This window comes from Rhizobium sp. RU33A, assembly GCF_900156055.1.
Taxonomy (GTDB): domain Bacteria; phylum Pseudomonadota; class Alphaproteobacteria; order Rhizobiales; family Rhizobiaceae; genus Allorhizobium.
In genome coordinates this window covers 1,150,479-1,164,030 of the sequence record NZ_FTMQ01000001.1, presented here as the reverse complement: position 1 = coordinate 1,164,030, position 13,552 = coordinate 1,150,479, and the positions used below count along the sequence as shown (strand labels likewise).

Sequence of the window (13,552 nt, the reverse complement as noted above, 5' to 3'; positions counted from 1 at the left end):
GAAATGTTCAACAGCCAAGTTTATGCTGCAATGCATCATAATTGCGGCAGATCTCGCCTCGGAGGCTCACGTGGATGTGAAATTGCGTGGAGAGACGTGAAAGACGGATTTCGAAGCGACATTGTAAGCAAGACCTACAAGTACGGGGATATTAGGGGATTGCAATGACTGTTCACTGGACGCGGCGCCAGCTTTTGCGGCTGGCCGGGACGGCAACACTGACTGGGGCGCTGACCGGCGCGCTGAAGGCCGAGGGGATCGAGAGCCAGACCGCGCTTCCGGCCGCACAGACGCCGCAGCTGCCTTTCGCTCTGACGCGGCCCGTGCATGTCGGCGAGGTTTGCCTGCGGGCAAAGGATGTCGCGCGGCTCAAGGCCTATTATACCAGCATGCTGGGACTCGACGTGCTGACGGATGCGCCCGATGCCGTGACGCTCGGGGCCGGCGGGACGCCACTCCTGCATATCCTGGCCCGGCCGGATGCGACGCCCGAGACGCCGGGTCAGGCGGGCCTTTATCACACCGCCTTCCTGATGCCGGACCGTGCCGATCTCGCCCGCTGGCTGGTGCATGTAGCCCGCAGCCAAATTCCGCTGACCGGCTTTGCCGACCACTCGGTGTCGGAGGCGGTCTATCTGACGGATCCCGAGGGCAATGGCGTCGAGGTCTATAGCGACCGGCCGCAGGAAACCTGGCTTTGGGCGGGCAACACGGTCACCATGGGAAGCAAGGAACTTGATATCGACGACATCTTCCTCAAGACGAAGACGCGCACCGACCGCGACGAATATACGACCGCGCCCGCTTCGCTGCGGATCGGTCATATCCATCTGAGGGTCGGTGGGCTGGAAACGGCGCGCGCCTTTTATGCCGATGCGCTTGGCCTCGACGTGGTGGCCGGCAGCGATCAGCGTGGCGCGACCTTTCTGTCGTCCGGCCGCTATCACCACCATATCGGCGCCAATGTCTGGGAAAGCCGGGATGCCGGCCCGCGCCAGGACCAGATGACCGGGCTCGACTGGTTCTCGCTACACACGACCGACCAGTCGATCCTTGAAGGGCGCCGCGCAGATCTTCAGGCGAAGGGCTTTGCTGTCAGCGCCATCGAAGGCGGGTTCGAGGCACTGGATCCCTGGGGCACGAGGGTTCGGCTGCTGCTAGTTTGACGCGCCAGGACCCTGCTGATGTTACAGGGTCATCACGCAATGCAATAAACGGTCACGCAAAATGACCAGACAAATCAATTGAGGGTGATGCGCTCCGGGCCAGCGTTTGCTAGGTGGCATTCTAGTAAATTGTAATCCGGAATCAAAAATGACCCTGACCAGCCCGGTTTCACTGACTGAGATCCCGCAGAACAACCTTTACCAGAAGGGCGACGTCTTCGTTCTCTTCGGCGAATTGTTCGGTCGTGGCTATGTCACTGGCCTGCTCGACCAGGCCAAGAAGGCCGGCATGGAAATCATCGGGATCACCGTTGGTCGCCGTGACGAGAACAACAGACTGCGTCCGCTGACCGACGAAGAGCTTGCTCAGGCGGAAGCCAATCTCGGCGGCCGGATCATCAACATTCCCGCCATGGCCGGCTTCGATCTCGATGCGCCCGAAGGCGAGAAGACGCCGACGGACCTGCTTGCTTCGCTGACGCTGGAAAACTGGGAAACGGAAAAGCTCGACTGGGCGCATATCGAAAAGTGCCGCCAGGTTGGCGTGTCGCGTTTCCAGGATGCCGTTGCCAAGATCATGGGCGAGCTGGAAGGCATGATCGCCGACGGCAAGAACGTGCATTTCGCGCATACCATGGCCGGCGGTATTCCGAAGGCCAAGGTCTTCCTCGTTCTTGCCAACCGCATCTACAAGGGCCGTGGCGCGCGCCACATGTCCTCGCAGGTGCTGCTCGACAGCGATCTCGGCAAGCTGATCCTGCAGAACTTCGACGAAGTCTCCGCCAACACCTTCCGTCACCTGATCGAGGGCAGTGCTGCCATCCGTAACCGCATCGAAAAGAGCGGCGGCCAGGTGCGGTATTCGGCCTACGGCTATCACGGCACGGGCATCCTGATCGGCGACGAATACCGCTGGCAGACCTATACGAACTACACCCAGGGCTATGCCAAGATGAAGCTCGAGGCGATCGCCGAAGAGGCTTATGCTTGCGGCATCAAGGCCACTGTCTTCAACTGCCCCGAGATCCGCACCAACTCGTCCGACGTCTTCGCCGGTATCGAGCTGCCGCTTCTGCCGCTGCTCAAGGCCTTGAAGAAGGAGAACGGTGGCGCACGGGCGCAGAAGATCTGGGCTGATTGCGAGAACCTGCTCGTCGAGGGTGCGACGGTCGATGACGTTCTGCAGAAGATCGCCGACTTCCAGGCGAGCGACGTGATGATCCCGTTCTACGACTTCAACAAATGGCCGATGCCCAACAGCCAGGGCCAGTCGGACATCACCATCGGCACCTCGCAGGAGATTGCGCAGATGCACAAGGACGGCAAGGCGCTGATCTCGGACTATCTGAGCGTGCTCGTGGTCGAAGCAACCGGCGCGCTAATCTATGGCGAAATGGCGAACCCGTCTGCGCCGGTGCTCTGGCTGAACCACGACATGGTAGCACGGCAGATCAACAAGGCCGGCTGAGCGCGCGAAGCGAATAGCGAATAGGCAGTAGCCAATAGAGAGATGCCGGAGGCTTGCTTCCGGCATTTTTGTTTTCGAGGGATCGTCATCCTCGGGCTTGTCCCGAGGATCTGCTGTCGCTGCTATGTACTCGACATTTAGGGCCTTCCCTGAGGTCTCCCCTTCTTGATCACCCGTGGCAGATTCTCGGGACAAGCCCGAAGATGACGGCGGGTGTGGGCCCGGCAGTGCCAGCCAGTGACCATGCACGGCCCCGTCGAGACAGAGCCATTTCCGGGGGCGAACCGATCGGCTTCCGGGACGGCTGGACTTCGGCGTCCAGTGCTGGCACGCAGATGACTGGTCATCAGACAAATCGAGTCTCCCAGATGCATTTCCAGCCGCAGTACGGCGTCTATATCGCCTTTTTTCTGTTTGCCATGTGCACGGGATCGCTGTTTTCCCGACTGCCGGATCTCCAGCTGCAGCTTGGGGTCAACAAGGCCGAACTTGGGCTGACGCTGATCGGCATGGCGATCGGGTCCTTGATTTCGCTCACCCTCTCCTCCCCGCTGATCGTTAGGCTCGGTTCGCGCACGACGCTCGCGATCTCCCTGCTCGGGGTGATGGCGCTGCTGTCGCTCATCCCGCTCCTGCCGTCCGCCCCCTTTGTCTTTGCCACGCTCTTTGCCGTCGGACTTCTCGCCGGCGCCTTGGAGATCTGCCTCAATGTCGAGATCGGACGGATCGAGGCGCAGGCCGGATTCGGCATCATGAACCGCGCGCATGGCTGCTGGAGCCTCGGCTTCTTCGTCACGGCGATCACAGCCTCGCTGGTCCGGCAGGCGGGGGTGACGATGCAGGTGCATATGCATTTGCTGCTGGGGCTGATGTTCGTCATCGGTGCTGTTACAATCGCCGGCATGAAGAATGCACCTGTCCTCACCGCCGCAGGCGCTGAGGACAAGGCACCGCATTTTGCCCTGCCGACATTGGCGCTGTTGCCGCTCTGCATCATCGGCACCTCGGCCTTCCTGATCGAAGGGGCCGGCATCGACTGGTCGACGATCTATATGGAAGAGGTCTTCGACGTCTCGCCCTTCATCTCGGGTTCGGGACTGACGCTGTTTGCCTTCTTCATGGCGCTGGCCCGCCTGACCGTCGATCCCGTCGTCGATCGCTACGGGGCACGCCTCGTCGGGCGGGTGTTGCTTTCGGTCGCGGCACTGGGCATCGCCATGGCCTGGATTGCGCCGTCCCCGGCCCTTGCCCTTCTCGGCTTCGCTCTGATGGGTGCCGGCTGCAGCGCGGTCTATCCGATGGCGGTCTCGGCCGCGGCCCAGCGCACCGATCGCCCAGCCGTGATCAATGTCGCGGCAATCGCGCAGATGGCCTTTGTCGTGTTCTTCCTCGGACCGCCACTGCTCGGCTTCGTGGCCGAGGCCCTCGGTATCCGCAACGCCTATCTCGTCTGCCTGCCACTGGTGCTCGGATCTATCCTCGCCAGCGGCGCGCTGCCGGTCGGACCGGCGAGGCGCAAGAAGGTGCCGGCTTGATTCAGGAGCGCGTCAGAAAGGTCAGCTCTTCCGGTGTCGGATCGCCGAAGATCTTGATGCCGAGCTTGGCATCGGAGACGTAAAGCAGCGCCCGCTTGCCGTCCTCGGAGTAAAGCACGCGGATCCAGCTCGATTCGCAGGTCCGCGGCTCGCAGGCGCGGAACAGCTGCATGCGCTTGTCCTTGACCGCGACCTCCTCGGAGGCGAGCGCCACGTAACGCGGCTGGCGAACGAGGGCCCGCACCCAGAAGGGCAGCCCCGGCTGGCCCTTGAGCATCTCCATCAGGCTGTCGCGATGGGCCGGCGAGGTTGCAAGCACACTCGGCAGGTAGTTGCCGGCGAGCGAGGGGGATGCGGTCTGGGCGCGGAGGGGGGCGACGCTTAGACTGAGCACGGCGAATAGCCAAATAATACGGCTCATCAGGCCGCCAAATCGCCGATCAGCGCACCAGCGGAGATACCCCAGGCACGACTGATCTTCCTGATCTGATCCAGATTGATTTCCCTTCGACCGTTCAACAGATCTGCCGCACGAGACTTCGAACCCAACACTTCGACAAGATCGGCTCGCGATAAGTTTTTCGCGGCCATGATAGCCTTGATCACCTCAACAGGCTCCGCCTTCGGCAGCGGATAGTGCCGATCCTCGTATTCCTCGATCAGAAGAGCGAGAGCATCGAAATGTGCGGCCTCCGATGTACCTTCCGCAGGTTCCGCCTCGAAGTAGGGGCGGATCGCCGCAAGCGCGAGGCGATATTCCGCATCATCAGCCAAAGTCCTTACAGCGCCGATGTCCATGACAGCTCCTCAAAGCTTCGCAACGTCAATTTTATCGTAGTCTTTGTGCGTCCCGACGAACAGGATGAAGACTCGTTTTGTCCTGAACCCGACCAGAGCGACGACCCTAAACTTATTGCCGCCGACATCGAAAACGATTTTTCCGTCGATCACATAGTCGGCAGAGTTAAATGTGGCCTTCACATCCGCGAAATTGCTCCAGGACGCAGCCTCCACCGCAGTGTGCCACTCCTGCAGGGCAGCACGAGCCGCAGCGCGTCCGCCGCTTGGCAGGCTTTCACAGAAATCGATCCAAGCCGAACGAGAAATCACACGCATGGAAAGCCTTACCACGTTCCCATTTTGGGAACAAGCTAAACTCGACATTTGCAGATTGTCATGGATGTGCACACACTACACCACAACCTGACGGGAGCGTAATCATGCATAGACGATCGGGCAAGAGCGCAGGCAATACAAAGACGATCCCTCTCACTATCTCAGTTTGGTATGATGAGAAGACCGAGCATATTCATCTTGCCGCCCCTGAAACAGACTGGTTTCACAGCACCATCAACGATCGGGAAGGCAGTGCCCGACGGCATGCGAACCTCTTCAGAAAATTCGGCAAGCTTCTGCGAGAGGCAGGCGTTGCCGCCCCAGCCGAGCCGGCTGAAGCAATCCAAACACCAGAAGACGATGGCTGATCACACCAGTTCCCTCTCGCGCAGGGCCTCCGCCGTCTGCAGGTCGACGGAGACGAGCTGGCTGACCCCCTGCTCCGCCATGGTGACGCCGAAGAGGCGGTTCATGCGGGCCATGGTGATGGGGTTGTGGGTGATGATGACGAAACGGGTCTCGGTGGAGGTGGCCATTTCGTCCATCAGGTTGCAGTAGCGCTCGACATTGTGGTCGTCGAGCGGCGCGTCCACCTCGTCCAGCACGCAGATCGGCGCGGGGTTGGTGAGGAAGACGGCAAAGATCAGGGCCATGGCGGTCAGCGCCTGCTCGCCACCCGAGAGCAGCGTCATAGTCTGCGGCTTCTTGCCGGGCGGTCGCGCGAGGATTTCGAGGCCGGCTTCGAGCGGATCGTCGCTTTCGATCAGCTGCAGTTCGGCCGTGCCGCCATTGAAGAGGTGGGTGAAGAGGCGCTGGAACTGGGCATTGACGACGTCAAAGGCGGCGATCAGGCGTTCGCGGCCTTCGCGGTTCAGGCTCTGGATGGCACCACGCAGCTTGCGGATCGCGTCGATGATGTCGTCACGCTCCTTGATGAGGGCGGCGAGCTTGTCGGACAGTTCCTTCTGTTCTTCCTCGGCGCGCAGGTTGACGGCGCCGAGCCGCTCGCGCTCCATCTTCAGCCGGTCGAGATTGCGCTCGACCTCGCGCAGGTCGCCGATCTCGGAGGGATCTTTCAGGCCTGTCAGGCGGAAAGCCTCGTGCGGGCCGACATTCAGCGTGTCCTGGATGCGGGTCTCGGCTTCGATGCGCCATTCGCGGGCAGAGACCAGACGCTCCTCGGCGCGGCCGCGCTTTTCGCGTGCTTCAGCGAGTTCAGCCAGAGCGGCTGCCGCCTTCTGGTCGGCCTCGCGCTGGCGGGTCTCGGCTTCCACCAAGCGGTCGGCGGCGTCGCGGCGGTCTTTCTCGGCCTTGTCGAGGGCGGTCATCAGATTGCGGCGCTTATCCTCGAATTCGTCGGGTGCCATTTCGAGATCAGTAATCTCGTCGCGGGCCTCGGCCTCACGCTCGCGCAGCGTTGCGATGTGCTCCTCGGCGGATTTCGCGCGGTTCTGCCAATTCTGCTTTTCCTGGCGGATCGAGAGAATGCGGCGGCGGCGCATCTCGTCTTCGCGGGCGAGCCCCTCGAAACGGGCGCGGGCTTCGGCGAGCAGCCCACGGTCGCGGGCGACAATAGCCTCGGCATCGCGCAGGCGGGCATCGAGGGCGGAGAGGTCAGGCGTTTCCTCCATCTCGATGCGGGCGGTTTCCTCCTGCTCGACGATCTCCTCGATCTGGGCTTTCAAGCCGTTCACCGCCTCCTCGATCACCTCGCGGCGGCGGATGAGATCGCCCGAGGCGCGTTCGGCCTGGGCCAGCGCGTCCCGGGCTTCGGCCAGCCCACGCACCGTCAGCCGGCTGCGGTCGCGGGCATCGGTCAGGTGGGCTTCCTCGGCACGGATGGCTTCGGCGGCCTCGGCCAAGCGATCCTCGGCTTCGACCATCTGGTCGCGGGCTTCCTCGGTCTCGCGCTCGATTTCCGCCAGGCGGTTCTTCTGAGCCAGGCGGAGGGCGGCAGCACTCGGAGCATCAGCGCCGGTGACATGGCCGTCCCAGCGATAGACGGCACCATCGCGGGTGACGAGGCGCTGGCCAGGGGCGAGCTTGGGCATCAGAGCAAGCGCTTCGGCTTCCTCAACGACGCCGATCTGGCGGAGTGCTCGGGTGAGCGCTGCGGGTGCGCGGACATGGGCGATAAGGGGGTTGGCCCCGGACGGCAGGCTCGCGTCCCCTGCCCCATCGCCATTGCCGTGCCAATGGGCCGGGGCCGTGCGATCAAGTGCGCTGTCGAGATCGTCGCCGAGGGCGGCACCTAGGGCGGTTTCGTAGCCGCGATCGACGGAGAGTTCATCAGCGACCGGTGGGAAGTCGCCTGTCGTCGTTGAGGCGAGGATGCGGGCGATGGTGCGGGCTTCAGTCTCCAGCCCGTTGACGCGGGCACGCGCGGCTTCAAGCGGCTGGCGCAGATGGCTTTCGGTGCGACGGGCTTCGGTCAGCGCTGCTTCTGCCTCCATCGCTGCACTTTCGGCGTCCGCAACCGCCTGCTCGGCGATTTCCACCATTTCGCGCTTCTCCTCCGGATCAGGCAAGGCTGCGATGCGGTCGGATATATCGGAAAGTTCTCGGGAGGCGTCAGAGATCTGGCGTTCGAGGCGCGCGCGCCGCTCAGTAAGGTCGCGGATGGCGCGTTCCAGCTGGTTGCGGCTGGCGGCGGCTTCGGCGCGTTCGGCGGTGAGCCGGGTGAAATCACGTTCGCTGTCGGCAAGCGTGGCGGCGGCGGCGTCGAAGGTTTCCTTCGCCTCTTCGGCAAATCGGCCGGCATCGGCGAGGATTTCCTCGAGTTCTGCCTCTTCTTCGGCGAGCCGCTGGATGACCTCGGCGTTTTCCGACACCAGGCGCTCCTCGCGGCGGATGTCCTCGTCGAGTTGGGCGAGACGACGGGTCAGCTCATCGCGGCGGCGGAGAATCCGGTTGGCTTCTTCGTCAAGTTGCGAGCGCGCGATCTGCAGGCGCTGCAGGGCGGCGGCGGCCTTCGCCTCCTCCTCGCGCAGTTCCGGCATCTTGAGGCTGGCGATGGCCTGAAGCTTGGCCGCCTCCATCTGGTGGTTCGCCTTTTCGGCAACCGTGGACATGGCCTGGTTCAAGGCACTTTCCGCCTTGCCTTCGGCCTGCTTGGCTTGAGCCCAGCGGATATGCAGGAGCATCGCGTCATGAGCGCGGATATCGGCGGACAGCTGCTTGAAGCGGTTGGCCTGGCGAGCCTGGCGTTTCAGGCTCTCGATCTGGCTTTCGAGCTGGGCGGTGATGTCTTCCAGACGCTCCAGATTGGTTTCGGCGGCGCGCAGCCTGAGTTCCGCCTCGTGGCGGCGGGAATGCAGGCCGGAAATGCCGGCGGCTTCTTCGAGCAATTGTCGGCGTGCCTGGGGCTTGGCAGAAATCAGCTCGCCGATACGACCCTGGCCGACCATGGAGGGCGAGCGAGCCCCCGTCGAGGCATCGGCGAAGAGCAGCTGCACATCCTTGGCGCGGGCCTCCTTGCCATTGATGCGATAGACCGACCCATTGCCGCGCTCGATGCGGCGGGTGACCTGGATCTCATCGGCATCGTTGAAGGCGGCGGGTGCGGTGCGGTCGGAATTATCGAGGTGGAGGCCGACTTCGGCGGAGTTTCGGGCGGGGCGGTTGCCGGAGCCCGAGAAGATCACGTCGTCCATGCCGGACGCACGCATGTTCTTGTAGGAATTCTCGCCCATGACCCAGCGCAGAGCCTCGACGAGGTTCGACTTGCCGCAGCCATTCGGTCCGACGATGCCGGTAAGGCCCCGTTCGATGACGAATTCGGAGGGCTCGACGAAGGACTTGAAGCCGACAACACGGAGTCGGTTGAATTTCATGCGCCCCTCCCCCGAAGAAACGCACGAAAAACGGGCGCACGGGTTTCCCCGGCGCCCGTCGTCAGAACGGATCGTCGATCAGAGCATGCTGTCGATGAGGGCCGACATGGAGTCAACCGACATGTCCCCCGAATAGGCCTTGCCATTGATCAGGAAGGTCGGCGTCGACTGGATACCGAATTCCTGGGCGCCGCGGTCGCGGACTGCCGACACATCACCGGCAAGCTGGGCGTTCGTCAAGCAGGCGTCGAAGCTCTCCTGTGTAAAACCGGCAAGCTTGGACATTTGCAGCATGGCATTGCGCACGTCGCCGTCGGCCGGCGCGGCCCAGGCGGACTGCTGCTTGAGAAGCGTGGAGACGAAGGGGAAGTAGCGCTCTTCGGTCGTGCAACGCGCGAGCATGAAGGCCGCCAGCGATGCGGTGTCCTGCGGGAACGGGAATTCGCGCACGACGAAATAGACCTTGCCGGTGTCGACATAGCGCGTCTTGATTTCGTCGAATGTGCGGACGTGGAAGTTTGCACAATGCGAGCAGGTCATCGACATGTATTCGATGATCTTGACCGGCGCGTTCGGGTCACCGAGCGCCATTTCCTTCAGCGGGCCGGGCTTCAATGCCTCTTCCATGTCGACGTCGCGATCGGCGGTCGGGATCTCGGCCGAGGTCGTCGAGGCGGTCGTCTCATTGCTGACAGCGGGTTTGGGCTCGGCACTGGCGGCCTTCTCTTCGGCGTCGCTGCAGGCAGTGAGTGCCAGACCGACGGCGGCAATGGCGATACCGCCGAGGAGGCGGCGCTTGGTGATCGAGAGTTCGGATGTCGACATGGTCAGTTACCTGCGTTGCAAGGATCTTGGATGGCTTCACCGTTATAACGGCAAAAGGCGCCAAACAAGGCAGGCTCCCCCCTGAAAAATCAAAGATCCGTGACCTTTTGACCGTAGCCACGGCAAAAACGCAAAGACCGGCAAGTCATGTGCCTGCCGGTCCGGTGTGACTTTAATGTGCGTTTTCAGCGAACCGCAGGACGGCTCACCAGCGACTGGACCGTGTAGACGAGGATCGCGATGCCGATGGCCCCCATGGCGGCGACGCCGAGCAGCACGATGACATCGACGGGACCGCCGATGTCGCCGAAGCCGGAGCGGGTGATGGCCTGGACGAACCAGACGGCGCCGATCGCGCCGACCGGCATGGCAAGCTGGGCGAGCAGAAACTTCTTCCAGGAAACCTGGCGATCGCGGACCAGCACGTATAGATAGGCGAGCGTGATCACGGCTGCGACCGCGACCATGACCCAGAACAGGGTATGGCCGAAGATCTCTTCGAGAACCGCGACGATCATTCCGACAGTCATGTCCTTCATGGCATCCTCCTCAGGCGCGACCGCGCAGCATGGCGTTATAGGTGGGTTTCAAGGCGATCTCCTTCATCAGCCAGGAAATCCAGAGCTCTTCCAACGGGGCGATCAGGCCGGGGAAGGACGGGACGAGATTGTCCTTGTAGTCGAACTCGACCAGCATCGCCGAGCCGATGCGGGTGATCAGCGGGCAGGACGTATAGCCGTTATAGCTTTCCTTGCTCTCGCGCCCTTCGATCTGGGCGACGAGTTGATCGACCGCGACGGGCACCTGCCATTTGACGCTGGCCGCCGTCTTGCCCTTCGGCACGCCGGCAATGTCGCCGACCGCGAAGACATCGGGATAGCGCGCGTGGCGCAGGGTGTGCTTGTCGACCTCGACCCAGCCTTGGCCCACCCATTTGTCGGCCCAGGGGAGCGGGCTGTTCAGGATCACATCGGGCGCCCGCATCGGCGGGATGACATTGGTGAAGTCATAGCCGAGTTCCTTGTCGCCTTCCGGCGTGGTGAAGGTGGCGATCTTGCGCACGGGATCAATCTTCTTCATCACGTGTTCGTAGACGGTATCGATGCCACGCTCCTCATAGAGCATGCGCACCTTTTCGGAGACGATCGGCACCCCGAAAAGCGCCTTGTTGTGGGCAGCATAGACGATCTTGGAGTTGCTGCGGGTACCCTTGCGGGTCAGGTAATCCTCGGTGAGGAAGGTGTATTTGAGCGGCGCGCCGGCGCATTTCATCTCGGTCGCCGGCCGCGAGAAGAGGGCAAGACCGCCCTTGTCGGTGAAGCGGTCCATCTCCGCCCAGGTCTTCTCGGCGTAGTCGGGGCCTGCATAGACAGAACCGATGCCGTCCTTGCCGATCAGGTCGAGCGACATGCCTTCGATGGCTGCGTAGTCGAGCTTGAGACCGGTTGCGACGAACAGGAAATCGTATTCGATCGCCTTGCCGCTCTCCGTCACGACCTTCTTGCCGTCTGGATCGACTTCGGCCGCACCTTCCTCGATCCATTCGACGCCAGCAGGCAGCCAGTCGGCCGTGCCGGACACGGAATAGGACGCGGGCTTGAGGCCTGCGGCGATCAGCGTGAAGCCCGGCTGGTACCAATGCTGCTTGCGCGGATCGAGAATGGTGATCTTGGCGCCGTCGAGTCGGTTGGACAGCTGGTTGGCAAGCGCTGTTCCGGCCGCACCCGCACCGAGGATCAGGATGCGGACATTGGTCTTGACGGGTTGTGCCGTCGCGCTGTGCAAAGGTGCCGCGGCCAGTGCCGCTCCGCCGGCCGCCAGACCGAAAAACTGTCGTCTGCTGGTTTTCATTGTTTCCTCCCCCGGGGTGACGCAGGCGCCCCTCGCCTCTTCTGGATGACGCTTCGCCGGGACAGCATCGCCTATGACTGAAGCTCTCATCGTTGATCGTCACTCAATGTATATATACTATTTCATATCTTCAATGCAACGTAGTTATAAAGGTCCAGAACTAGACTGTCGTCGGGGATTTCCCTGCCCGCGCATTGCCGCGCGATCAACAGGCCTGTAACAATTCATCGCATATGGCCGATGAAGACGGCAAAGACCCAAACTTGGCCGGTTCAGTCGCAGTTCAGTTATTCTAACAAGACCTTAACGTACCCTAGAATTTTCAGCTCGATCACAGTCAGAGTTCCTTTTCCCATGACGTTGCCGCAGAGCCGGGAGGCTTTCTCTCTCGCTGCCCATAGTGTGAGCCTTGCCCTTGCCGCCTTTTGCGTGGCGTTGTCCGTGGGCGGAGCCTTGGCGCAGCAATCGCAAAACGTTGCGCCGCGGACAGGCAGCTCATCGATCAACGAGATCGAGGCCAAGCGTGAGGCCTTGTTCGGCCGGATGATGGAAGCACCCGACGATCTCGACACCGCCTTCGAATATGCGGCGCTGTCCTCCGAAGCCGGCGATCTGGAAGGAGCGATCTCGACGCTCGAACGGATGCTGATCTATGCACCCGGCCTGCCCCGGCTCCAGCTGGAGCTCGGCGTTCTCTACTATCGGCTCGGCGCCTACGAGACCGCGCGGCAGTATTTCGACGGAGCGAAGGCCGCGGGCGACATCCCGCCGGAGGTCTCCGCCAAGGTCGACCAGTATCTTTCGGCCATCGACCAGCGCGGCGCCCCCTCGCAATTCTCCGGCATGATCAGGACCGGCATCCGCTATCAGAGCAATGCCAATGCGGGCCCGGGCAATTCCACGGTGACCCTGAACGGCCTTTTCTACACTCTGGACGGCCTGAACGTCGCCGGCGAGGACTTCAACGGCTTCGTCAATGGCGGTCTGCGCTATCGCCATGACACCGATATCCAGGGACTGTCGCTGGAGGCAGGCCTTTCCGGCTATACCGCCGGCTACCGCGACCGCAACACTCTGAACACGGCAGCGGTCGAGGCCTATGCCGGCCCGGTGTTCGATCTCGGACGCTTCGGGCTTAACGACCGGACGCTATCCATCCTCCTGACCACCAGCGGCGTTCTGATCGAGGGCGACCGGTATATGGCATCCGCCGGGGTCTCCACGACGATCGACTGGCAAGTGACACCGGTCGACAGTCTCTCCGGCAGCCTGCAATACCGCTATGAAGATTTCTCCAACACCAAGTCCCGCCGGACCGCTGAATTGCAGACCGGCCACCGTTTCGACGGCCAGTTTTCCTGGTCGCACAATCTTACCGAAGACTTCAGCCTGACGGGGCGCATTCTTGCGAGCCGGCGCGACGCGGAGGTGGGCTACCTTTCCTCGAGCGAACTGGGCGGGGCGATCTCCGGCACCTATCGCTATGCCGCACTTCTCGGCGAAGGGCCGGCCTGGATCACCGGGGTGGAAGCGGCCGTGGCCGGACGCGGCTATGACGATCCCGACAGCATGATCAATTCGGCGACGCGTCAGCGCGACACAGACTTCAGCCTCAACCTGCGCCAGATCATGCCCTTCAGCGAGCGCGTGGCGCTGGTGGCGGAGGCTGGTTACCGCAAGGTCTGGTCGAACTACGACATCAAGAGCTTCGACAACATCTCACTGTCGATCGGCATCCAGTCCGCGTTCTAGGAGCAT

At 62.3% G+C, this 13,552-nt stretch carries 12 protein-coding genes; 5 read left to right on the top strand and 7 right to left on the bottom strand.

What is annotated here, in order from left to right:
* The first annotated feature begins 164 nt into the window (after positions 1-164).
* The 3 genes from BW978_RS05665 to BW978_RS05655 all read left to right on the top strand — a co-directional run bounded on the left by BW978_RS05665 (position 165) and on the right by BW978_RS05655 (position 4,169).
* Positions 165-1,166 (top strand): VOC family protein, encoded by a 1,002-nt coding sequence (locus BW978_RS05665; RefSeq protein WP_076392942.1) that lies wholly within the window; start codon positions 165-167, stop codon positions 1,164-1,166.
* 154 nt (positions 1,167-1,320) lie between these two features.
* Positions 1,321-2,634 carry an enoyl ACP reductase FabMG family protein gene (locus BW978_RS05660; RefSeq protein WP_076393256.1) on the top strand — a complete coding sequence of 438 codons (1,314 nt, stop codon included), beginning with the start codon at positions 1,321-1,323 and terminating at the stop codon, positions 2,632-2,634.
* A gap of 368 nt (positions 2,635-3,002) precedes the next feature.
* A complete protein-coding gene (locus tag BW978_RS05655) occupies positions 3,003-4,169 on the top strand; it encodes an MFS transporter (protein WP_076392940.1) in 1,167 nt (388 codons plus the stop codon).
* A gap of 1 nt (position 4,170) precedes the next feature.
* Here the strand turns inward: BW978_RS05655 and BW978_RS05650 are convergent, their stop codons facing one another.
* From BW978_RS05650 to BW978_RS05640, 3 genes are read right to left on the bottom strand one after another with little or no spacing between them, the layout of a single operon-like run.
* Positions 4,171-4,590, bottom strand: coding sequence for an Ivy family c-type lysozyme inhibitor (locus tag BW978_RS05650; protein ID WP_076392938.1), 420 nt, complete (start codon positions 4,588-4,590; stop codon positions 4,171-4,173).
* Positions 4,590-4,967 (bottom strand): helix-turn-helix domain-containing protein, encoded by a 378-nt coding sequence (locus tag BW978_RS05645; protein ID WP_076392936.1) that lies wholly within the window; start codon positions 4,965-4,967, stop codon positions 4,590-4,592. The genes BW978_RS05650 and BW978_RS05645 overlap by 1 nt, the downstream gene beginning before the upstream one ends.
* Positions 4,968-4,976: 9 nt before the next feature.
* Positions 4,977-5,285, bottom strand: a complete 309-nt coding sequence (locus tag BW978_RS05640) for a type II toxin-antitoxin system HigB family toxin (RefSeq protein ID WP_076392934.1) — start codon at positions 5,283-5,285, stop codon at positions 4,977-4,979.
* Positions 5,286-5,389: 104 nt separating this feature from the next.
* Between BW978_RS05640 and BW978_RS23280 the strand changes: the two genes are divergently transcribed.
* Positions 5,390-5,653 carry a hypothetical protein gene (locus tag BW978_RS23280; protein WP_139330326.1) on the top strand — a complete coding sequence of 88 codons (264 nt, stop codon included), beginning with the start codon at positions 5,390-5,392 and terminating at the stop codon, positions 5,651-5,653.
* On the opposite strand, the gene BW978_RS05630 is transcribed toward BW978_RS23280, so the two are convergent.
* From BW978_RS05630 to BW978_RS05615, 4 genes are all read right to left on the bottom strand, one after another.
* Positions 5,654-9,118 (bottom strand): chromosome segregation SMC family protein, encoded by a 3,465-nt coding sequence (locus BW978_RS05630; RefSeq protein ID WP_076392930.1) that lies wholly within the window; start codon positions 9,116-9,118, stop codon positions 5,654-5,656.
* A gap of 78 nt (positions 9,119-9,196) precedes the next feature.
* A complete protein-coding gene (locus tag BW978_RS05625) occupies positions 9,197-9,943 on the bottom strand; it encodes a DsbA family protein (RefSeq protein WP_076392928.1) in 747 nt (248 codons plus the stop codon).
* A gap of 185 nt (positions 9,944-10,128) precedes the next feature.
* Positions 10,129-10,482: a DUF5368 domain-containing protein gene (locus BW978_RS05620; RefSeq protein ID WP_076392926.1), complete on the bottom strand. Its 354-nt coding sequence runs from the start codon at positions 10,480-10,482 to the stop codon at positions 10,129-10,131.
* 10 nt (positions 10,483-10,492) lie between these two features.
* Positions 10,493-11,794, bottom strand: a complete 1,302-nt coding sequence (locus tag BW978_RS05615; RefSeq protein WP_076392924.1) for an NAD(P)/FAD-dependent oxidoreductase — start codon at positions 11,792-11,794, stop codon at positions 10,493-10,495.
* A 354-nt stretch (positions 11,795-12,148) separates the two neighbouring features.
* Between BW978_RS05615 and BW978_RS05610 the strand changes: the two genes are divergently transcribed.
* Entirely contained in the window at positions 12,149-13,546 is a 1,398-nt protein-coding gene (locus BW978_RS05610) for a tetratricopeptide repeat protein (RefSeq protein ID WP_139330324.1), read from the top strand.
* Positions 13,547-13,552: the final 6 nt, after the last annotated feature.